Genomic DNA, 19,952 nt, shown 5'->3' with positions numbered 1-19,952 from the left:
CATCGGCGCGGCATGCTCCTGCGGAGGAATCCGCAGGAGACAAGCGGCTCGCGAGAATAAGGTGCGGCCTTTGGATCGCCCGCCCTTACCGCCGTCACCGGCCCGACAGGCCGTCGATGGCGGCCCAGCCGGAAGCGCCGATTGCCTTCAGCATATGCCGATGCGCCGCGTTCACCCCGCCCAGGGCGATTACCGGCATCGGGGCGAGCCGGGCCAGGGCGGCGAAGCCCGCTCGCCCCAATAGGGGTGAACCGGGGTGCGAGCGCGTCGGGAAGAGTGGCGAGAGCAGGACGATATTTGCCCCATAGCGCACGGCTTCCGCCATCTCCCGCCCATCATGCACCGGCCTGCTGTGGAGCAGCGCCTTTCCTGCCCGCCGCCGGTCACGTCCGTGCCAGCCATCGGCACGCCAGGCCTGCGCCTGCGCCGCCGTGCCGCCCAGCATCAGCACCAGCCGCCGCCTTCGGGCAATCCGGGCGATCCGATCGAACAGGGCGCGCCGCTCCGCCGCGGCCGTGCGATAGTGCCGGAATATGACTCCCGCCTTCCCCTTGGGCAGACGGGCGACAGCAGCCAGCAGGGCGGGCTCCCCGATGCGTTCGTCGGTCATCAACCAGATCGTCGGCAATTTTTTGCGGTGGCGGCGTTGCATGGCCATCGCCTATAGCAGCCGCCATGACGACCGACAGCATCGAAGCCGCAGACCGGCTGGCCGCGAACCGATTGGCCGAGATACACGACGCCATGGGCCGCGCCGCCCGCCTTACCGGCCGCACCGCCGACGACATCACCCTGATCGCCGTGTCGAAGACGCAGGCGGCGGACGCCATCCGCCCGTTGATCGCGGCAGGCCAGCGGGTCTTCGGGGAAAATCGCGTGCAGGAAGCGGAAAGCAAATGGCCTGCCCTGCGGGAGGAGCATGAGGGCCTTAAACTGCACCTCGTCGGTCAGCTCCAGTCGAACAAGGCGGCCGACGCGGTCGCCCTTTTCGATGTCATCCATTCGCTCGACCGGCCGTCGATGCTGACGGCGCTGGCCAAGGCCATGGACGCGGCGGACAGGCGGGTGCCCTGCTTCGTGCAGGTCAATATCGGTGCGGAAGCGCAAAAGGGCGGTTGTCCGATTGCCGACGTGCCCGCGTTGATCCGATCGGCCCGGGACGCGGATATTCCGCTGCTGGGCCTGATGTGCGTGCCGCCGGCCGACATCGAACCCGCGCCCTTCTTCGCGCTGCTCGCCAAGATGGCGCGGGAGGAGGGGATGGAACAGCTCTCCATGGGCATGTCGGGGGATTATGAAACCGCGATCATGCTGGGCGCCACGCACATCCGCGTCGGCACGGCCCTGTTCGGGGAGCGCCCTGCCGCTCGCCCGGCACCGGGGAGCGGCAGGGGCATGATCAGAAACTCCCGCGAAGGGTGATGCCGTAGGTGCGGGGATCGCCCAGATAGGCGGAGATCAACTGGTTCGCCATTGGTGCGCCCAGGGCGAACTGGCCGGTGGTCGAGGTGGACGGGCTGCTCGACTGTAGCGGGCTGCTGAAGGCGACCTGGCTATAGTCCTGGTTGAAGATGTTCTGGCCCCAGAATTCAACCGCCCAACGCTGCTGCGGCCCGCGAATGCCGACACGGGCATTGAACACCGCATAGCCGTCCTGCCGCTTTTCGGGGAACAGGTCCGATCCGGTGTTGAAGTCGCTGCTCATGCGCCCGTCGATATAGAAAAGCGCCGACAGGCCGTTGGAGCCGAGCGAAGGCGTCCAGGACGCGCTGACCGTCGTCACGACTTCCGGCGCCTGGGAGTTGATCGAACCCGGCAGCAGGAACAGCGCCGGATCGAGCGGCACCGTTCCGTCGCCGCTGCCGACCAGGCGGTTGGCGAATTTGGCGCGGGCATAGGTGAAGCCCCCCGCGACGCGCACGTTCCGCACCGGGGTTGCCGACAGTTCCAGTTCCACGCCCTGGCTGATCAGGCCGGGTCCCACATCGCCGCCCGCGCAGGTCCGCGCCGCCGTCAGCGCGCCGTCGCAGCCATTGATGTTCTGGACGACGAAGCTGGTGCCGTTGAAGGTGTTCAACTGGAAATTCTTGAACTCCTGCCGGAAGGCGGCGATGTTGGCGCTCCATTTGGGCTGGGTATATTTCAGGCCCACTTCGAACGCATCGACCTTTTCAGCGGCGAAGCGCAGACTGGTGACGTCGGCATTCGTGCGCGGCGCGAACACGGCCGGCACCGCGTTCAGGCCCGTCGATCCGAGCTGGAAGCGGTCGAGATTGTAGCCGCCCGCCTTATAGCCCTTCGAATAGCTGCCATAGACCAGCAGTTCGTCGATCGGCTTCCATGACAGGACGGCGGTGCCGGAAAACTCCCCGTCGCTGATCTTGTCATTGAGGTCGAGCGCGTTCAGCCCGGTCGATCCGTTGCCGAGACAGCCCAGGGTCAGGATGCCGCCCGCCAGGGCCGCCGCGCTGCCGAGCTGCGCATTGGTCGCGATGGCGGGCAGGCTGGAGGCCTGCAAGGCCGCGCAGGTGGCGTTGTTATTGTTGAGGTCCGCCGAGAAACGTTTGCTCTCATGGGTGTAGCGAAGACCCAGCGTCAGATCGAGCTGCTTTGCGATATGGATGATATTATGGGTGAACAACGCCCAATTCTCGCTCTTCTGATGGTAGAGCGAGGCAATGTCGCCGGTGCCCGAAGGGATCGCCGCCAGCGCGCGGAGACCATTGCCCAGGCCGGTCGAAATCGCCCCGGCCTGCAAGGCTGGAACGCCGGCAAGGACGAGGCCGCCGTTGAGCTGCGCCTGCGTGCCGGCGATCAGCGCCTGCGTCGCAAGCCCGCTGCCGCAAGCGGCAAGCTGCGCCGCCGTCAAATTGCTGTTGACGCCTGCCCCCGCCATCAGGCGGCAGGCGGCAAAGCGGCCATAGTCCGCGCCGAAGACGATATTATCCTCCAGCGTCAGCTTTTCATGCGCATAATAGCCGCCGACCAGCCAGTCGAGCACATCGTTGAAGGCCGATCCCTGCGCCCTGAGTTCCTGGGTGAAGGTCCTGAACTGGCGATAGGTGTTGGGATCGCGGTAGAGCAGGTCGGCCCCGCTATAGTCGTAATCGCCATAGTCCTGGCTCTTGTAATCGCGATAGGCGGTTATGCTAGTCAGCTTGGCGCCGCCCAGATCATAATTGATCTCGCCCGAAACGCCCCAATCCTTGAGCTTGCTCACATAATTCCGGCCAGCCGTGATGGTGAGGTCGCGGTCATAGGGATCGGCGGCAAAGACGCTGCCCTGCCCCGCCAGAATGGCGGCGATCCGGTTGAAGGGCGCCGTGCTGTAGCCCCCGCCGGCGACCGGACGGCGTTCCCGCGTCTCCATATAGGCGGCGCCGCAGCAGCTTTCGTCGCGATGGGTATAATCCCCGATGAGGCGGATGGAGAGCGCGTCGTTCGGCTCGAACAACGCCTGCCCGCGCAGGAAATAGCGGTCGCGGTCATTGGTTTCCCCGACCTTGGCCCCGCTGGCGTTCACCAGATCGTAGAAGCCGTCGCGCCTGGACCAGACGCCGTCCAGGCTCAGCGCCAGCTGATCGCTGATCGGCCCGGTGATGCGGCCGGCAAGGCGCCAATAATCATAATTGCCGTAAGTGATCTCCGCCTTGCCCGCGAGCTTGAACTCCGGCGCCTTGCTGATGATGTTGATGAGGCCGGCGGAGGCGTTGCGCCCGAACAGCGTGCCCTGGGGACCGCGCAGCACCTCGACCCGCTCGATCTCACCCAGTTCGTTGAGGCCGGCGCCGGTGCGCGAGCGATAGACGCCGTCGATGAACACCGCGACCGAGCTTTCCAGCCCCGGATTGTCGCCCACCGTGCCGATGCCGCGGATGCGGGCAGAGGCATTGGCCTCTGTCCCCGTGGAGGACAGCAGCAGCGAAGGGGCGAGCTGGTTGAGCGCGCGAATATCCGTCGCGCCGCTATTTTGCATCGCCTGCGCCGTCACGGCGGACACGGCGATCGGCACGTCCGACAGCGGGCTGGCGCGCCGGGTGGCGGTGACGATGATGTTGACGCTTTCCGGATCGACCGCGGTTCCGCCGTCCTGCGCCCATGCGACCGGAACGCTGCTGCCCAATGCAACGGCACCGACAGAAATCAGCCAAAGGCTCTTCTTCATGATGATGCTCCCTCTCCTTATCCGCGCGGCTTTGCGTCGCGTCGAATTATTGTCGAACTATGCTGCCACAGCAGGATGAAGGCAAGATATGCCTGCTTTTCAGAGGCTTTGATCCCCCATGGTGACCGGATTCTCATGCACTGTCACCTAAAGGAGACAGCTTAAATTCCGGTTTCCGTTACGTCCGCCTAAGCAATGGGAAAACGCAGCAGCCGGCCGGCGACCGGCACCAGGGCGGCCGCACCCGATCCCATCACCCGGCGAATCTCGCCATGACCGGCATCGAGGCCGCCCGTCAGGGCGCCAAGGGCAGGCAGAATCAATTTGGTCCGCGATCCGACGAAGCAGCGCCGCGACACATGGCGTCCGCGCACGGACAGGCGGAACTTGGGGTGGAAATGCCCTGATATTTCCGGCCGGGGGTCGGCAGGGTCCGCCTCATGCCGCAGCCAGATGCCGTCCACCTGCATGTCCGTGCGACGCGTGCCGCCGGGCGTCCGCGCCATGCCGGCATCGTGATTGCCGGTGATCCAGACCCAGTCGAGCCTGTCCGTCAACACGGCCAGTCTTGCCCGCGCCGCCGGATCGAGCCGGGCCGCGCCATCGGCATCGTGAAAACTGTCGCCCAGCGACCAGACGGCCCGCGCGCCCGTCCGTTCCACCAGCATCTCGATCATGTCCAGCGTCGCCAGGCTGTCATGGGGCGGCAGGAACTGCCCGGATCGGGCGAACCAGCTTGCCTTTTCGAAATGCAGGTCGGCCACCAGCAGGGCGGAGCGCGCCGGCCAGAACAGCGCAGCCTCCGCCAACGCCAGAAAATCATGACCCGCGAACGAAAGGGGAACCATGGCCTGCCTATGCCCCCTTGCCCCGCCGCTTTCAAGAGGGCAGCGAAGCGGCTATGGGCGCTGCCATGGAATCCGCTTTCACCATTGCCGCGCTTTACCGTTTCGCGAGCTTCGCCGATCCGGAGGCGATTGCCCGCGATTTGCGCCTGCTCTGCGCCGACCTTGGCACCTGCGGCACGCTGATCGTCGCCGGGGAGGGGATCAACGGCACGGTCGCGGGGAGCGAGAGGGCGATTGCGGCGCTGGTCTCGCATATCCGGGCATATCCGGGCTGCGCCGATCTCGACGTCAAATATGCCCATGGCGACAGCCCGCCCTTCGCCCGGATGAAGGTGAAGGTGAAGGCGGAGATCGTGACGCTGGGCGCGGGCGATCTCGACCCGGCGCATCAGGCGGGCACGCATCTCGATCCGGTGGAATGGAACGCCCTGATAGCCGATCCGGACACGGTCGTGATCGATACGCGCAACGCCTATGAAGTGTCGGTGGGCAGCTTCGAAGGGGCGATCGATCCCGGCACCCGCTCCTTCCGCGATTTCCCGGCCTGGTTCGACGATTTTGCCGAAAAGCTGCGCGAGGAGGGCCGCACGCCGCGCATCGCCATGTTCTGCACCGGCGGCATAAGATGCGAGAAATCGACCGCGCTGGTCAGGGCCCGCGGTTTTGAGGAGGTCTATCATCTGCGCGGCGGCATCCTGCGCTATCTGGAGGAAATGCCCGAAGAGGACAGCCTTTGGCAGGGCAACTGCTATGTGTTCGACGAGCGCGTGGCGGTGGGCCATGGGCTGAAGGCGGGCGATTATGTCACCTGCCGGGCCTGCGGCTTGCCGCATGTGCGGGACGCTGCGCATGATTGCGCGGCGGACGGGTCGGGCGTCTGGCCGCACAGGAACCAGGGCTGAAGGATCAGGGCATAGCGTGATCCCGCCTTCGCAGGAGCAGCTTGCACTTCACCGGGCTGGCGTTTCGACCAGTTCCGCTATCTCGAACGCATAGCGTTTCCAGCCGCGCATCCGCGCGCCTTCTTCCGCCGCCGTCCGCTTCCTCTTCGCCTCGGCCAGCGAGCGGCTGTGGCCCCAGAAAACCTCCGTCCTGCCATTCTCCAGTATCGCGACGATGCGCCAATAATGGGTGAAGGCGTCCGCCGTGGGCCCGATGGTCTTCACATAGCCATCCGGCATCGTCGCTGTCAGATAGCGCTTCTTCCTGCCCATGGGCCTGTCACCCGACGAAGCGGTGCAGCGCGGTCCCATGGGTGCGCAGCCAGGCCCGCGCAGGCCGGGGGTCTTCGCCCAATATCCGCTTGTGGGCCGCGTGAAAGGCAGGGCTGTGATCCATGTGCAGCAGATGCGCCAGCTCATGCGCCACGGTCGCCCGGCGCACCTCCGGCGGGCAGAGGATCAGCCGCCAGCTATAGCGGATCGCCCCGCTGGAGGCGCAGCTCGCCCAGCGGCTGCGCGGATCGCCAATGCCGACCGACGCCACGATCAGCCCATTGTCCCGCGCCATTTCATGGCTTTCGGTCTCCAGCACGGCCTTGGCCCGCATCTTGAGCCAGCGCAGCACCCGCGACCCGATTGATTCCGCCGCGCCGCCCAGCAGCAGCCGGTCGCCCTCCAGCCGGATCGTGCGGGACGCGCCCTCGACCCAGCAGATGCGCACCTCCCGCCCCTCCAGCGGGAAGACGGCGCCGTCGCACAGCATCACCTGCGCTGGCTGCCGCGCCATTTGCGACCGGACCCAGCCCTCATGCTCCTGCGCCCAGCCGAGCGCCCGCTTCAGATTGGCGCGGGTCGGCAGCGAGAGCCGCAACTCCCCCCGCGCTTGATCCAGCGACAATCGATAGGCCTTGGCCCGCGCCGACCGGCGGACCCGCACCGGAACGGCGATGCCGTCGATCAGGATTTCGGCGTCAGAGTTCTCTGTCGACAAGATGGTTTTCCCAATCGCCGGCGTCGGCTTCCGCAATGGTCCAGCCGCGCACGGACTCCTGGGCCCGGTGCACCGCCTCGCGGTCGCCGCAGATCAGATAGTGCCATTCGGGCAATGGCTTGCCCTCGCCCCGCAGCCGATAGGCGCAGGTGCGCGGCAGCCAGCTTATCGTCTTCACCTTGGCGGGGGTCAGCCGCACGCAATCGGGCACGAAGCGGCGGCGTTCCTTATAGTTGGTGCACTGCCCGCTATGCCGGTCCAGCAGGCGGCAGGCGACATTGGTGGGGTAGATGCGCCCCGTATCCTCATCCTCCGCCTTGTGCAGGCAGCATTTGCCGCAGCCGTCGCACAGCGCTTCCCACTCCGCGCGGTCCAGTCTGTCGAGGGGCTTTTCCCAGAAGTCCAACCGTCACTTCACCCATTTTTCGAGGAAGGCCGTCACCCTGGCGGGATCGCCCTCATCCACATCCGGCGTTCCCGGATCGTCCACCGGCACCAGCGCGACCGGCGCGCCATCGCCCCCAAAAAGATAGGGCGTGCGGCTGTGGCTGACCAAATAGCCGCTTGCGCCCTTCGCCTCTTCCTTATTGTAGAGCACGACGAAATCCTTCGCCACCTTGGCGATTTCGTCCGGCGTGCCGGTCAGGCCGATCAGGCGCGGATGGAAGGCCGCGACATAGGTTTTGAGGACGGCGGGCGTGTCCCGATCCGGATCGACGCTGATGAAGATCGGCTGGACCTTTGCGGCCAGCGCCGGTTTATCCTTCTCGAACTTCGAAAAGCCCTGCATGATCCGTTGCAGGTCGATCGGGCAGACATCGGGGCAATAGGTGTAGCCGAAATAGACCAGCCGATACTTGCCCTTGAAATCGTCCCAGCGAACCTTCTTCCCATCCTGATCGGTCAGGGTGAAGGGCGCGCCGATGCTGGCCCCGTGCAGATCCCCCTGGGCGCTTTCATCGCCGCTTGATGCATTGCCCCCGGCCCCCATATTACAGGCTGCCAGCAGGGCGGTCAGCGGCAGGGCGAGCGAAATCAGCGCTTTGTTCATGGCGCCGCCAGCCATGCCCTGCTATGGCCCGATTTGCAAATCCCAACGGGGCTATGGACATAATGACAGGACGTTTTCCGGCTTGGATGGGCCTTGGCCGTGCCGCCGCTCTGGCCCTGGCGCTGCTGTCGCCGGTCGCGGCGCAGGCGCAGTTTTCCGACAATTACAATTTTCTGAAGGCGGTCAAGGACGCCGACGGGCAGAAGGTGACCGACCTGATCCAGAAGCCGGGATCGACCGTCATCAACAGCCGCGACGTGACGACGGGCGATACCGCGCTGCATCTGGTCGTCGCCCGGCGGGACAATACATGGCTGACCTTCCTGCTCGCCAAGGGCGCAAACCCGAACCTGACCGACAATAACGGCAACACGCCGCTGATGGACGCGGTGCAGGCCCGGTTCGAGGAAGGCGTGCGCAGCCTGCTGACCTATAATGCGCAGGTGGACAAGGCGAATGGCAGCGGCGAGACGCCGCTGATCCGCGCGGTGCAGCTTCGCGACGTGGCGCTGGTCCGGCTGCTGGTCGCGCAAGGCGCCAATCCCGACAAGCGCGACACGATCGCCGGCATGTCGGCGCGGGACTATGCGGAGCGCGACGCCAGGACGCCGGGGCTGGTGGAAGCGCTGAGCGCTGCGAAGACGAAGACCGCGCCCAAGGGACCGGTGCAGGGGCCGGTGTTCTGATTTTTTCCTGAAGCGAACATCAGACGATGTGTGTTCCTGCGCAGGAGCACGTATCGCTTAAGGGGAATGTCGCGGGAGACTATCCGTCCCCTCATCGATCTCCACGCAGATCAGACTACCACCCCAGTTCCGCGGCATGATCCGGGTCCGCCAGCGCCGTCAGCCGCCTGGCCGCCCGCCTAGCGAAGCGCAGCGTTTCCGCCTTGCGCCGCGCCGCCGCCAGCGGCTCCATAGGTGCGGGGCGCACCAGTTCGGCGTCATATTGGTCCGCGACGATCAATCCCGTCCGTCCCGGCCATAGCGCCTCGCTCTCGAACAGCGACAGGTCGAAGCCCGACGGCACGGCCCAGAAATAGCGGTCGCAATAATCGAAATAGTCGGGCCATTTCATGTCGCCCAACAGGTCGGCGCGGCTGCACTTGATCTCCACGATGGTGATCCGACCCGCCCCGTCCAGCGCCATGATGTCGGCGCGCCGGCCATTGGGCAGCGGCACTTCCAATATCCCGCTCATGTCATGGCGGAAGAACAGGCGCAGCGTGCCCCGCGCCACGGCCAGAGCCGTGCCGTCCGTGAGGGGCGAACAACTGTCGGAAAGATCGGATTCCATGTCCGGTTCTTAGAACAGGAAGGGAACAAAAGGAAAGGGCCGATTCAGGATCGCCCGAACCGGCCCTTCTTCACCCCCTGCGCGCCGGGCGCGAAACGGTCAGCGATAGAAGACGTGATTGTCTATCGCGGCGAGTTGGCGCTTGCCCCAGCCGGGCGAAACCCGACGGGCGTGGAAATAGAGCGCACCCTCTGCCTTGCTGTCCCAGCTATCGTCCATCGCGATCTGGGCGATGGCGACGGCCTCGCGCCAGCTTTCGCTGCCCAGGCGGATCGACGGCATGCCATTGCCGCGCACGAAGCTGAACTGGCCGGGCTGATAGACGACGCCGCACAGGCTATCGGCAAAGCGGCCGGACCGGGCGCGATTGATGATGACGCGGGCAACGGCCAACTGGCCTTCCAGGCTTTCGCCCTTGGATTCGAAATAGACGGCGCCGGCCAGGCACTTCATGTCGCCGGAAACATCCTCGGCCGCGCCCTGCGCGTCCACGAGGGCGGCGAGATTGTCGGCCTTCACATCGGCGCTGTCGGAAAGGGGAGCCAGCGGCTGCACGACTTCGCGCGGCGCGGCGAAAGTGACGGCGGGCGTGGCGCCGGCCGGAGCTGCATTCAGCTCATTGCTTCCCGGAAGGGAAAGGACCGACGGAGCCGCCTCGGAAGCGCTCGACATGTCGGCCGCGGTAACCGCCGCTGTGGCGGAAAGGGAAAATGCCGCGAAGATCGCAGCCTTCAGACGAAAACTCATTACAGCTCAAAATCGTGCGGTTCTTGGCCGGGAACGTCAAAAAACCCCTAAAACACGACGTTCGGCCGCCCCCCGTCTGCGTGTTTACCGCATCCGCCCCCCATGGACGAAAACCGGCAACCTGCGCGTTGAAAGCGTCGGAGGCCTGTGCCCGCGCGAGGAAAATGAGTCAACGATCAACAGATCGTTTCAGCGGCGAACCGTTCCGCATCCGCGATGTCGAGTTCGATGACCCACAGATCGGGGTCCGATCCGCGCCGGCGCGCAAGATATTGAGCCATGGCCTCGGCCCCCTTTTCCGGGTCCGGGCCGCAGCGGGTGAGGCGATAGCCGCCCGCATAATCAGGAACGCGTTCGAACAGTCCCTGTTCCCGGCCATTTTCCAGCGCCTGGAGCAGGATCACGCCGCTGACGGCATCGCCCTTCACCAGCACCGTGGCAAAGCCGCCCGCCGCGGCGCAGCGGCGCATCAGGACACCGACCAGCATGGCGCTGGTCAGCCGCGCGTCGGATGGGTCAGCCGGCATAGCCCGGCAGGGAGGAGAGGGGGAATTGCGACCGCATGAAGGTGCCGGTGCCGCGCCCGACCTCCTCGCCGTCGGCGTCGATCAGGCTGGCCTCCGCCACATAGACGCGCCGCTTTCCGCTGATCCAGCGCCCTTCGGCCCGAATCCGGCCCGGCCCGATCGGGCGGGTGAACAGCAGGTTGAAGCTGGTGGTCAGCAGGAAGCGATCGCTGACCAGGCTGTTGGCGGCGTAGAAGGCCGCATCGTCCAGCATCTTGAAATAGACCGTGCCGTGCACCGCGCCGGCCGCATGGAACTGCGTCTCATCCACGTCGAAATGGATGATCGACCGGCCTTCTTCCGGAATCGTCAGTTCCGACCGGAACAGCCGGTTGATCGGTGCGGAACGGTAGAGGAACTCCAGCGCCCGGAAATGCGCCTGCTCCCCGCTGGGCAAGGCGCTGGCGGCGGAACCCGGATCAGGCAGCGTCACGCGCCTCGCCACCGGCGAGCAGGGCATGGAGCGCCGCCGTCGACTTGGCGCCGCGCAGCCGGGCGATCTGCCCCTCGTCACGCAGGTAGCGCGAAACGCGGGCCAGGGTCTTCAGATGTTCGGCGCCGGAATCCACCGGAGAGAGCAGCGCGAAGACGATGTCCACCGGCGCTTCGTCCACAGCGTCGAAAGGAACCGCCGGATCGAGCAGCACCACCACCCCGCACATTTTCTGAAGGCCGGGAATCTTCGCATGGGGAATCGCGACTCCGCCCCCAAAGCCGGTCGAGCCCAGTTTCTCACGCTCCAGCAGCGCCTCCGCCACCGGATCGGCAGCCAGGCCGTAGGCCTGCGCAGCCAAGGCCGCAACCTTCTGAAACAACTGCTTCTTGCCGTTCACCGAAAGGGCGGTGCCCAATGCATCCGGTGCGACGATATCGTTGAAATGAACCATGCCGAATCCCAGCCGAGCCGCGCCCAGCTTCGGAAAAATGACGCAATGCCCGGATCTTTAAAGTCCGGCCCCATAGGCCGCCAGCGGATCGAGGTCAACCGGCGGCCGGGGGAAGGCGATCAGCCCAGGCGGGGCTCTACCCAGCCGATGGTCCCGTCCTGCCGCCGATAGACCATGTTGTACGCCGCCGTCCCGGCATTGACGAACAGCAGCGCATTGGTGTTGCGCAGGTCGAGCATCATCACCGCGTCCGACACGCTGGCTTCGGGAATGTCGACCCGGGTTTCCGCCACGATCAGCGGCGCTTCGGCCGGGTCCTCTTCATCGGCCGGGGACGCGAAAATCGTGTAGCCGGCGCCGTCCAGTTCATCGGCGCCATATCCATTGGCCCGGCTGGCCTCCGCCGCCGCGGCCTGCGCGCTGCGGTCCTTCAGGCGGCGCAGATAGCGGCGCAACTGCTTCTCGATCCGTTCGGCCGCCTGATCGAAGGCAGGATGCGCCTCCTGCGCCTCTCCGGCGCCCTTCAGGATCAGTCCGGTCATGACATGGCAGACGATGTCGCAATGGAAGGCGCCGTGCGGGGCCGGCCGGAATGTGACCTGGGCGGAAAGCGCGCGGGAGAAATATTTCTCGGCCATGGCCTCCAGACGGGTCCAGACATGCTGCTTGAGCGCGTCACCCGTATCGACCTGATGCCCGGAAACACGAATATCCATATGCCTTCTCCTTATTCTTGCCGGACCGCCCGGGATTGGCGACCCGGTTGGCGTGGAGGCCGTGAAGGCAGCCCATCCCGAAGGGACAGCCGTAATCAGGCCTCCTCAAGCCAGAGCGGCTTGTCCAGCGTCGCGACGAACGCTGCATGCCGCTCCAGCTCCTCCGCGCCTGCCGCAAAGACACGCGCGGGACGAACAGGGCGAACCGCGACTTCCGCCGCAAGTTCCATATTTACAACGAGTTTCTCTTCCTCCTGTGCAAGACCGAGGCCGATCTGACGGCCGCCGGTCAGTTCGATGTAAAGCTGGGCCAGCAATTCGGCGTCGAGCAGCGCGCCATGCTTGATGCGATGGCTGCGGTCGATGCCGTAGCGGGTGCAGAGCGCGTCGAGGCTGTGCTTGGCGCCGGGGTGAAGCTGCCGGGCGATGGCGACGGTGTCGATCATCCGCTCCATCGACACTTCAGGCAGCTTGCACAGCTTCAGTTCGTGATTGAGGAAGCCGAAGTCGAAGCGCGCATTATGGGCGACCAGATGGCTGTCCTCCAGAAAGGCGAGCAGTTCCTCCACCCCATGGGAAAATAGCGGCTTGTCCTTCAGAAAAGCGTCGGACAGGCCGTGCACCGCCTCGGCCGCGGCCGGCATCGACCGCTGCGGATTGTAATAAGCGTGGAAGGTGCGGCCCGTGGGAACCCGGTTGAGGAGTTCGATGCATCCGATCTCGACCAGGCGATCGCCGGAGGCTGGGTCGAATCCCGTCGTTTCGGTGTCGAAAATGATCTCGCGCATCGCCCTCTACAACGACTCTTGCCGGCCAACCTCGCCGGCCCCCTCTTATCGGCCTGTCTTCGCACCAAGGCAAGCGACCAAGCGGCGAACCTGGAAGCGGGTCTCAGCGAAGGTCGTGCCCGTATGGATGATATAGTCGGCCCGCCGCCGCTTTTCAGCATCGGGTGTTTGCAGATGGACAATCCGGCGAAATTTTGCAGCGGTCATGCCGGGCCGGGCCAGAACCCGCTTGCGCTGCTTCCAGGCAGGGGCGGTGACCACGATGACGCCGGCCAGCCGACGATGGCCATGGGTTTCGAACAGCAGCGGAATGTCCAGCACGACGAACCGGCGCGATCGGTTCCGTTGCAGAAAGGCCTTGCGGCTCTGCTGCACGGCGGGATGGACGATGGCTTCCAGCGCCTTCAATTCCTGGGGATGACCGAAGACCGCCGCGCCCAGCTTCGCCCGGTCGACGCCCTTGGGACCGGTCGTGCCGGGAAAGCGCGCCTCTATCGCCGGCAGCAGCGCGCCGCCCGGCCCCTGCAGGCGATGCACCTCCGCATCGGCGTCGAACAGGGGAACGCCTTCCCGCCGCAACATCCCCGCGACGGCGGACTTCCCCATGCCGATGGAGCCGGTGAGACCGTAGATCTTCATCCCATCATCTTCATGAATCTCAGGCGGCGAGCAGCAGGGCGCGCAATTCCTCGTCCCGTTCGCGCGGCGCCTCCGCATCGAAGAAGATGTCGAAGGCCAGCGCCGCCTGCCCGATCAGCATCTCCAGCCCGTCTAGGGTCTTCAGGCCCCGGATGCGCGCCGCCTTGAGCAACTCCGTCTCCAGCGGCGCATAGACGATGTCATAGACCGTCGCTTCCGGGCCCAGCGGCGAAAGGTCCAGGTCCAGCACCGGCTGGCCCACCATGCCGAGCGAGCTGGTGTTGACGAGCAGGTCCGCCCGGGGGAGCGCATCGGTCATGCCGATCACGCGGCCCCTGACCCCTGCACGGTCGAGCAGCGCCTGACCCTTGGCCGCATCGCGCACCATGACGGTGATGTCCGGCACGCCCAGGCTGGTGAGGGCGAACAGGATCGCCCGCGCCGCGCCGCCCGCCCCCACCAGAACGGCGCTCTGCCCCTTCCACCTGTCGCGCAGCAATGGCTGGAGGAATCCGCCCGCATCCGTATTCGTGCCGATCAGCGGTCCGCCCGTCTCGCTGGCGATGGTGTTCATCGCCCCGATCCGTTCCCGGACGCCGCCCGGATCGTCGGTATAGTCCATCACCGCGATCTTGTGCGGAATGGTGACGTTGCAGCCAAGCCAGTCCGGATCGGCGCGCCGCGCCAGGAAATAGGCGGACAGGCCATCGCCGGTGACATGGGTCTTCCTGTATTCCGCCTCGATCCCCAGCGCATCGAGCCAGAAATTGTGGATCAGCGGCGACTTGCTGTGTTCGATCGGATCACCGATCACTTCGGCATAGGGGAGCTTGTCGGTCATGTCGCCAGAACGCCCCGGACGCGCAGAAAGTCAAGCAAAGGCAGCAGCGGCAGGCCCTGAATCGCGAACTGGCTGCCTTCGACCCGGCTGAAAAGCTGCGCGCCCGGCCCCTCGATCCGGTAGCAGCCGACGCACCAGCGGCAATTTTCCCAATCGCCGTCCAGATAGGATGTGATGAAAGCGTCCGACAGAGGCCGCACCGTCATCCGCACGCGCTCGACATGCCGCCAGATCGGTTCGCCGTTGAGCGCGATCACCGCCGCGCTGTGGAGATGATGCACCCGCCCGGAAAGCAGCTTCACTATGCGCTCCGCATCGGCGCGGTCGACCGCCTTGTCGATCATCGCGCCGTCATCCAGACTGAGGGTCTGGTCGCAGCCCAGCACCAGCCCGCCCGGCACCCGGCGCGAGACGCGAAGCGCCTTCAGTTCCGCCAGCGCATCGGCCAGTTGCCGCGCATCCAGGCCGTCGGCGCGCAGCGCTTCCTTCGCCGCTTCCTCGTCCACGCCGGGGGACAGCGCCTCGAACGGCACCTGCGCCGCTTCCAGCAGGGCGCGGCGGCTCGCGCTTTGCGATGCCAGCACGATCATGGTCTCATGCTCCTTCCGCCAGCACGCGGTCGTTGAACAGGTTGATGATGGCGGCGGCGGCTTCTTCGATCGACCGGCGGGTCATGTCGATCACCGGCCAGCCATTGTCCGCGAACATGCGCCGGGCGAAAGACAGCTCCTCCTGCACCCGGTCGATGTCGACATAGCTGGTCTCCGGCGCCTGGTTGAGCGACAGCAGGCGATTGCGGCGGATCTGCACCAGCCGTTCCGGGCTGACGGTCAGGCCGACCACCATCGGATGCTTCAGCGAGAACAGGCTGCGCGGCGGCGGCGACTGGATCACCAGCGGGATATTGGCGGTCTTGTACCCGCGATTGGCGAGATAGATGGACGTCGGCGTCTTGGAAGCGCGGGAAACGCCAGCCAGCACGATGTCCGCCTCCTCCCAATTTTCATGGCCCACGCCATCGTCATGGGCGATGGTGAACTGGATCGCCTCGATCCGCGCGAAATAGGCCTCGTCCAATATATGCTTGCGCCCCGGACGGTTGCGCGTTTCCTGCCCCAATATGTTGGAGAGGGCGTCGGTCACGCTGTCGAGCGCCGCCACATGGGGCAGGCCGAGCGCCCGGCAGCGCGTCTCCAGCCGACGCCGGAGCTGATGGTTGGAGAGGGTGAACAGCACCAGCCCCGGATTGGCGGCGATCTCCTCCATGATCCGGTCGAGATGGACGTCGGACCGAACCATCGGCCAGAAATGGCGCACCGCCTCGACATTCTCGAACGCGCCGATGGCAGCCTTCGCTATGTTTTCCAGCGTCTCGCCGGTCGAGTCCGAAAGCAGGTGGAGATGGATGCGCGACATGAAGAACATCTCTGTGGGGAGGCTGTGGATAAATCAAGGCATAGCTTGCGGGTGAAATCAGGCGCTTTTCGTCCTCCCCGATTCCGGGAATCTTCTCCACAGCCCGCCAACAGAAGGAAATTTCCACCCACAGCCTGTGGATAACGGGAATAAGCCGACTGACTCGGACCGGAATCGGCGGCCTTGAGGAGTCAAGTTGTTGGCAAATCGGGGCACAGCGCATAAACCCCGCTGCCAACCGCCCCACTATCTCCATCATCCTTTTGAATCTAAATATAAGAGAGTTTATGACGGGACCCGATGCCGCCCTTTCGAATGACCTGACGGCCAAGCCCTTGCTTTCGGTCCTGAAGGGTGCGCGCCCTGCCGTGCCGCCCATGTGGCTCATGCGTCAGGCAGGCCGTTACCTGCCGGAATATCGCGCCTTGCGGGCAGAAAAGGGCGGATTCCTCGAACTGGTCTATGACAGCGCGGCGGCGGCGGAAGTGACCCTCCAGCCCCTGCGCCGCTTCGGTTTCGACGGCGCGATCCTGTTTTCCGACATATTGATCGTGCCCTATGCCATGGGGCAGGATCTCTGGTTCGAGGCGGGGGAAGGCCCGCGCCTCGCACCGGTCCTGGCGGAGACGGAGCTGTCGGTCCTGAAACCGGATTTCAGCCGCTTCGAGGCGGTCTATGAGACGGTGCGGCAGGTCAAGGCGGCGCTGGACAGCCATGTGACCTTCCTGGGCTTTGCGGGCAGTCCCTGGACCATCGCGACCTATATGGTCGCCGGGCAGGGCAGCAAGGACCAGGGCGCCGCCCGTCGCCTTGCCTACAGCCAGCCGGAAAAATTCGGCGCGATCATCGATGCCATTGCCGATGCCACCGTGGTCTATCTCTCCGGCCAGATCGAGGCGGGCGTGGAGGCCGTGCAGCTGTTCGACAGTTGGGCGGGCAGTCTGGCCCCGCTGGAATTCGACCGCTGGGTGATCCAGCCCAACCGGCGGATCGTGGAGAAGCTGAAGGCGATCCATCCGGAGATTCCGGTGATCGGCTTTCCCAAGGGCGCGGGCGCGAAACTGGCGGATTATGCGGCGGGGACCGGCGTCGATGCGGTGGGCGTGGATGAAACGGTCGACCCGCATTGGGCCGACCGCGCGCTGCCGCAGGGCCTGCCGGTGCAGGGGAATCTCGATCCGCTGGCGCTGATCGCCGGCGGCAGGGCGGTGGAAGAGGCCGTGGACAATATCCGCGCCGCCTTTGCCGGTCGGCCGCATATCTTCAACCTGGGCCACGGGATTCTCCCCGACACCCCCATTGATCATGTCGAAGCGCTGATTAGCCATGTGCGCCGGATGCGGTCGTAGCGGGAGACTGAACCATGCCTTATCTGGGAGCAGCCTATTTGTGGGTCAAAGCCGCGCATGTCATCTTCGTCATCTTCCTGATGGCGGGCCTGTTCATGATGCCCCGCTTCTTCGTCTATCACCATCAATGTCCGGTGGGGTCGGACGAGGACAGGAAGTGGATCGACCGGGAAAGGCGGCTGCTCAGGATCATCCTCAATCCGTCCCTCATCCTGGTCTGGGTTTTCGGGCTTATGCTGATGGTCGAGATCGGCGCCTGGCATTTCGGCTGGTTCCACCTGAAGCTGCTCTTCGTGCTGGGCCTGTCGGGCTATCATGGCTGGATCGCGGGCTATGCCAAGAAGCTGGCCAAGGGGCTGCGGCCGCTCAGCGAGAAGCAATTGCGGCTGGTGAACGAGATTCCGGGAATCGCCGCCGCGGTGATCGTGATCGCGGTGATCGTAAAGCCCTTTTGACATGGCCGTCATCCCAGCCAAAGCCGGGATGACGGAAATCAAAGCGGATCGACCGGAATATTGTCGATCAGCCGTGTCTTGCCGAGCTTCGCCGCACCGAGCAGCCTTGCCGGGCGGTCCAGCACCGTCATCGGTTCCAGCGTCACGGCATCGCACAGCGACACATAGTCGATCGGATCGAAACCATGCGCCGCGAGCAGGGCAACGGCCCTGGCAAGGGCGGCCTCGACGGTCGCGCCCTTTTCCATCTGCCGCGCCGCTTCGCCCAGGGCGCGGGGCAGAGCCAGCGCTTCCCTGCGTTCCTCCTCGCTGAGATAGGCGTTGCGGGACGACAGCGCCAAGCCGTCCTCGGCCCGCTGGGTCGGCACCCCGACAAGCTCGATGGGAACGTCCAGATCGCGGACCATCTGCCGGATCACGGCGAGCTGCTGATAATCCTTCTCCCCGAACAGCGCGACATCGGGGCGGACCTGGTTGAACAGCTTCGCCACAACCGTCGCCACGCCGTCGAAATGGCCGGGCCGGGCCGCGCCGTCCAGACCTTCGGTCACGCCTGAGACGGAGATGTTGGTGGTATAGCCCGCCGGGTACATGACGTCCACGCTCGGCGCCCAGAGGATGTCGACTCCGGCCGCCTGCAGCATCTGCGCGTCCTTCGCCTCGCGCCGGGGATAGGCGTCCAGATCCTCGTTCACCCCGAACTGGCGGGGATTGACGAAGATCGACACCGCGACATGCCCGGCATGGCGGCGCGCTTCCTCGACCAGCGCCATATGCCCGTCATGCAGCGCGCCCATGGTGGGCACCAGAGCCATCGGTTTTCCGTCGCTTTTCAGCGCATCGACGGCGGCACGCAGGGAAGGCAGGTCACGGAGGATTTGCACGACAGGAACGGCTCCGATAAGGGCATCGACAGGGGTATATCCTGCTAAGGCACGACCGGCTGAAACGGTCAAGAATCATTGCGACAATCAACGGGGTTATAAAGGTCCGATGGCGAACGCCCAAACGCACCATATCGTCTTCGCCAATGAGAAGGGCGGAACCGGCAAGTCGACCACCGCCGTGCACACGGCCATCGCGCTGACGGTATTGGGTCACCGGGTCGGCATGATCGACCTGGACCCGCGCCAGCGCACGATCACCCGCTATATGGAGAATCGCGCCGACACCGCGCGCCGCCGCGGCATCGACCTGCCTACCCCGGACTTCGCGGTGTTCCAGGGCGACAGCGTCGAGGCGCTGAACGAACAGGCCGCCGCCATGGCCGAGGGCAAGGATTTCCTGGTCATCGACACGCCCGGCCGCGACGATGACTATGCCCGCCACATGGCCGCCCGCGCCCATACGCTGGTGACGCCGATGAATGACAGCTTCGTCGATTTCGACCTGATCGGGCAGGTGGATGCGGAAACCTTCAAGGTGAAGCGCCTTTCCTTCTATTCAGAACTGATCTTCGAGGCGCGCAAGACCCGGGCCAAGGCCGACGGCGTGACCATCGACTGGGTGGTGCTGCGCAACCGCGTCCAGCATCATGACGCGCGCAACAAGAAGCGCGTCGGAGATGCCCTGATGGAGCTTTCCCGCCGCGTCGGATTCCGCGTGATTCCCGGCCTTTCGGAGCGCGTGATTTTCCGCGAACTCTTCCCTTCGGGGCTTACGCTGCTGGACAAGGGGCATCTGGGCGAACTGGGCGTCAGCCATATCGCCGCGCGGCAGGAACTGCGCGAGATGGTGTCGGGCCTCGCCCTTCCCTCGCGCGATGAGGTCGCGCCGGTGGATCTGCTCGGCGCGGCCTGATGGGTCTGCTTGCCTTGGCTTTGATCGGGCTTGCCGCCTGGCTTATCTGGACGGGACGACTGCAACGCATGAGCGCGAAGGATGGCATGGCGCTGGGCGCCGCTCTGGTCGGCGCGGTCATGGCGGCCAAGGGCAAGCCGCTGGTCGGCGCGCCGCTGCTGCTGGGCGCCACCCTGTTTTTCTTCGCCAAGAGCCGTCCCGGCAAGGCGAAGGCCCGGTCGGACCAGCCCGCCACCCGGGCCGTTTCCCCTCAGGCGGTGATCGACGCCCGCAAGCTGCTGGGCGTGGGCCCCGACGCCGATGCCAGCGCCATCCGTGCCGCGCATCGCCGCCTCATCGCCTCCGTTCATCCGGACAAGGGTGGCACCGAAGCGCTGGCGGCCCAGATCAACGCTGCCCGCGACCTGCTGATCAGGGAAGCCGCGCAGCGCCACTGAAGCCAAGGGAAGAAGATGC

General features: G+C 65.4%; 26 protein-coding genes. 7 read left to right on the top strand and 19 right to left on the bottom strand.

Annotated features, from left to right (window positions below):
- Positions 1–94 precede the first annotated feature (94 nt).
- Complete coding sequence (locus TZ53_RS04615) at positions 95–658, bottom strand: thiamine phosphate synthase (protein WP_044660591.1); 564 nt, start codon at positions 656–658, stop codon at positions 95–97.
- Between the two features lie 17 nt (positions 659–675).
- On the opposite strand from TZ53_RS04615, the gene TZ53_RS04610 reads away from it, so the two are divergent.
- Entirely contained in the window at positions 676–1,422 is a 747-nt protein-coding gene (locus TZ53_RS04610) for a YggS family pyridoxal phosphate-dependent enzyme (RefSeq protein ID WP_044660590.1), read from the top strand.
- On the opposite strand, the gene TZ53_RS04605 is transcribed toward TZ53_RS04610, so the two are convergent.
- Both TZ53_RS04605 and pdeM read right to left on the bottom strand, forming a co-directional pair.
- Positions 1,400–4,165 carry a TonB-dependent receptor gene (locus TZ53_RS04605; RefSeq protein WP_044660589.1) on the bottom strand — a complete coding sequence of 922 codons (2,766 nt, stop codon included), beginning with the start codon at positions 4,163–4,165 and terminating at the stop codon, positions 1,400–1,402. The genes TZ53_RS04610 and TZ53_RS04605 overlap by 23 nt on opposite strands.
- A gap of 188 nt (positions 4,166–4,353) precedes the next feature.
- On the bottom strand, positions 4,354–5,013 hold the full coding sequence (gene pdeM, locus TZ53_RS04600; RefSeq protein WP_025549630.1) for a ligase-associated DNA damage response endonuclease PdeM: 660 nt from the start codon (positions 5,011–5,013) through the stop codon (positions 4,354–4,356).
- A gap of 65 nt (positions 5,014–5,078) precedes the next feature.
- Between pdeM and trhO the strand changes: the two genes are divergently transcribed.
- Entirely contained in the window at positions 5,079–5,915 is an 837-nt protein-coding gene (trhO, locus tag TZ53_RS04595) for an oxygen-dependent tRNA uridine(34) hydroxylase TrhO (RefSeq protein ID WP_443096434.1), read from the top strand.
- A gap of 48 nt (positions 5,916–5,963) precedes the next feature.
- Here the strand turns inward: trhO and TZ53_RS04590 are convergent, their stop codons facing one another.
- Genes TZ53_RS04590 through TZ53_RS04575 form a run of 4 tightly spaced genes read right to left on the bottom strand, consistent with a single transcriptional unit; the run spans position 5,964 to position 8,011 of the window.
- Entirely contained in the window at positions 5,964–6,227 is a 264-nt protein-coding gene (locus TZ53_RS04590) for a hypothetical protein (protein ID WP_025549628.1), read from the bottom strand.
- Between the two features lie 7 nt (positions 6,228–6,234).
- Positions 6,235–6,945 (bottom strand): M48 family metallopeptidase, encoded by a 711-nt coding sequence (locus tag TZ53_RS04585; RefSeq protein ID WP_044660588.1) that lies wholly within the window; start codon positions 6,943–6,945, stop codon positions 6,235–6,237.
- Positions 6,926–7,351 (bottom strand): YcgN family cysteine cluster protein, encoded by a 426-nt coding sequence (locus TZ53_RS04580; protein ID WP_025549626.1) that lies wholly within the window; start codon positions 7,349–7,351, stop codon positions 6,926–6,928. Before TZ53_RS04580 ends, TZ53_RS04585 begins: the two co-directional genes overlap by 20 nt.
- 3 nt (positions 7,352–7,354) lie before the next feature.
- Positions 7,355–8,011: an SCO family protein gene (locus TZ53_RS04575; RefSeq protein ID WP_170825579.1), complete on the bottom strand. Its 657-nt coding sequence runs from the start codon at positions 8,009–8,011 to the stop codon at positions 7,355–7,357.
- A 47-nt stretch (positions 8,012–8,058) separates the two neighbouring features.
- Between TZ53_RS04575 and TZ53_RS04570 the strand changes: the two genes are divergently transcribed.
- Complete coding sequence (locus TZ53_RS04570) at positions 8,059–8,682, top strand: ankyrin repeat domain-containing protein (RefSeq protein WP_238320117.1); 624 nt, start codon at positions 8,059–8,061, stop codon at positions 8,680–8,682.
- A 115-nt stretch (positions 8,683–8,797) separates the two neighbouring features.
- Here TZ53_RS04570 and TZ53_RS04565 read toward each other — a convergent pair whose 3' ends face one another.
- The 11 genes from TZ53_RS04565 to TZ53_RS04515 all read right to left on the bottom strand — a co-directional run bounded on the left by TZ53_RS04565 (position 8,798) and on the right by TZ53_RS04515 (position 15,892).
- Entirely contained in the window at positions 8,798–9,292 is a 495-nt protein-coding gene (locus tag TZ53_RS04565) for an MmcB family DNA repair protein (protein WP_025549623.1), read from the bottom strand.
- A 99-nt stretch (positions 9,293–9,391) separates the two neighbouring features.
- The gene (locus tag TZ53_RS04560; RefSeq protein WP_025549622.1) at positions 9,392–10,039 is read right to left on the bottom strand and encodes a cell wall hydrolase; all 648 of its coding nucleotides are present in this window, start codon (positions 10,037–10,039) and stop codon (positions 9,392–9,394) included.
- A gap of 176 nt (positions 10,040–10,215) precedes the next feature.
- Positions 10,216–10,566, bottom strand: coding sequence for a DUF1491 family protein (locus TZ53_RS04555; protein ID WP_025549621.1), 351 nt, complete (start codon positions 10,564–10,566; stop codon positions 10,216–10,218).
- A complete protein-coding gene (locus tag TZ53_RS04550; protein ID WP_044660586.1) occupies positions 10,556–11,065 on the bottom strand; it encodes a PaaI family thioesterase in 510 nt (169 codons plus the stop codon). The genes TZ53_RS04555 and TZ53_RS04550 overlap by 11 nt, the downstream gene beginning before the upstream one ends.
- Positions 11,025–11,492, bottom strand: a complete 468-nt coding sequence (locus tag TZ53_RS04545) for a PTS sugar transporter subunit IIA (protein WP_025549619.1) — start codon at positions 11,490–11,492, stop codon at positions 11,025–11,027. The genes TZ53_RS04550 and TZ53_RS04545 overlap by 41 nt, the downstream gene beginning before the upstream one ends.
- A gap of 119 nt (positions 11,493–11,611) precedes the next feature.
- Positions 11,612–12,208 (bottom strand): ribosome hibernation-promoting factor, HPF/YfiA family, encoded by a 597-nt coding sequence (hpf, locus tag TZ53_RS04540; protein WP_025549618.1) that lies wholly within the window; start codon positions 12,206–12,208, stop codon positions 11,612–11,614.
- A gap of 95 nt (positions 12,209–12,303) precedes the next feature.
- Positions 12,304–12,996, bottom strand: coding sequence for a DNA polymerase III subunit epsilon (gene dnaQ, locus TZ53_RS04535; RefSeq protein ID WP_044660585.1), 693 nt, complete (start codon positions 12,994–12,996; stop codon positions 12,304–12,306).
- A 45-nt stretch (positions 12,997–13,041) separates the two neighbouring features.
- A complete protein-coding gene (gene coaE, locus TZ53_RS04530; protein WP_044660584.1) occupies positions 13,042–13,635 on the bottom strand; it encodes a dephospho-CoA kinase in 594 nt (197 codons plus the stop codon).
- A 19-nt stretch (positions 13,636–13,654) separates the two neighbouring features.
- On the bottom strand, positions 13,655–14,476 hold the full coding sequence (gene aroE / locus TZ53_RS04525) for a shikimate dehydrogenase (protein WP_044660583.1): 822 nt from the start codon (positions 14,474–14,476) through the stop codon (positions 13,655–13,657).
- Positions 14,473–15,066: a Maf family protein gene (locus TZ53_RS04520; protein ID WP_044660582.1), complete on the bottom strand. Its 594-nt coding sequence runs from the start codon at positions 15,064–15,066 to the stop codon at positions 14,473–14,475. Before TZ53_RS04520 ends, aroE begins: the two co-directional genes overlap by 4 nt.
- A gap of 4 nt (positions 15,067–15,070) precedes the next feature.
- Positions 15,071–15,892 carry a pyruvate, water dikinase regulatory protein gene (locus tag TZ53_RS04515; RefSeq protein ID WP_025549613.1) on the bottom strand — a complete coding sequence of 274 codons (822 nt, stop codon included), beginning with the start codon at positions 15,890–15,892 and terminating at the stop codon, positions 15,071–15,073.
- Between the two features lie 287 nt (positions 15,893–16,179).
- On the opposite strand from TZ53_RS04515, the gene hemE reads away from it, so the two are divergent.
- A complete protein-coding gene (gene hemE, locus TZ53_RS04510; protein ID WP_044660581.1) occupies positions 16,180–17,241 on the top strand; it encodes a uroporphyrinogen decarboxylase in 1,062 nt (353 codons plus the stop codon).
- A 14-nt stretch (positions 17,242–17,255) separates the two neighbouring features.
- Positions 17,256–17,696 carry a CopD family protein gene (locus tag TZ53_RS04505; protein WP_025549611.1) on the top strand — a complete coding sequence of 147 codons (441 nt, stop codon included), beginning with the start codon at positions 17,256–17,258 and terminating at the stop codon, positions 17,694–17,696.
- A gap of 38 nt (positions 17,697–17,734) precedes the next feature.
- Here the strand turns inward: TZ53_RS04505 and panC are convergent, their stop codons facing one another.
- Complete coding sequence (gene panC, locus TZ53_RS04500) at positions 17,735–18,580, bottom strand: pantoate--beta-alanine ligase (protein ID WP_044660580.1); 846 nt, start codon at positions 18,578–18,580, stop codon at positions 17,735–17,737.
- A gap of 109 nt (positions 18,581–18,689) precedes the next feature.
- On the opposite strand from panC, the gene TZ53_RS04495 reads away from it, so the two are divergent.
- Positions 18,690–19,496, top strand: coding sequence for a division plane positioning ATPase MipZ (locus tag TZ53_RS04495; protein WP_044660579.1), 807 nt, complete (start codon positions 18,690–18,692; stop codon positions 19,494–19,496).
- The gene (locus tag TZ53_RS04490; RefSeq protein WP_025549609.1) at positions 19,496–19,933 is read left to right on the top strand and encodes a J domain-containing protein; all 438 of its coding nucleotides are present in this window, start codon (positions 19,496–19,498) and stop codon (positions 19,931–19,933) included. The genes TZ53_RS04495 and TZ53_RS04490 overlap by 1 nt, the downstream gene beginning before the upstream one ends.
- Positions 19,934–19,952 lie beyond the last annotated feature (19 nt).

Source organism: Sphingobium sp. YBL2 (assembly GCF_000943805.1).
Lineage (GTDB): Bacteria > Pseudomonadota > Alphaproteobacteria > Sphingomonadales > Sphingomonadaceae > Sphingobium > Sphingobium fuliginis.
The sequence above is the reverse complement of the archived record's forward strand: the minus strand, read 5'-3'. Positions and strand labels throughout refer to the sequence as shown.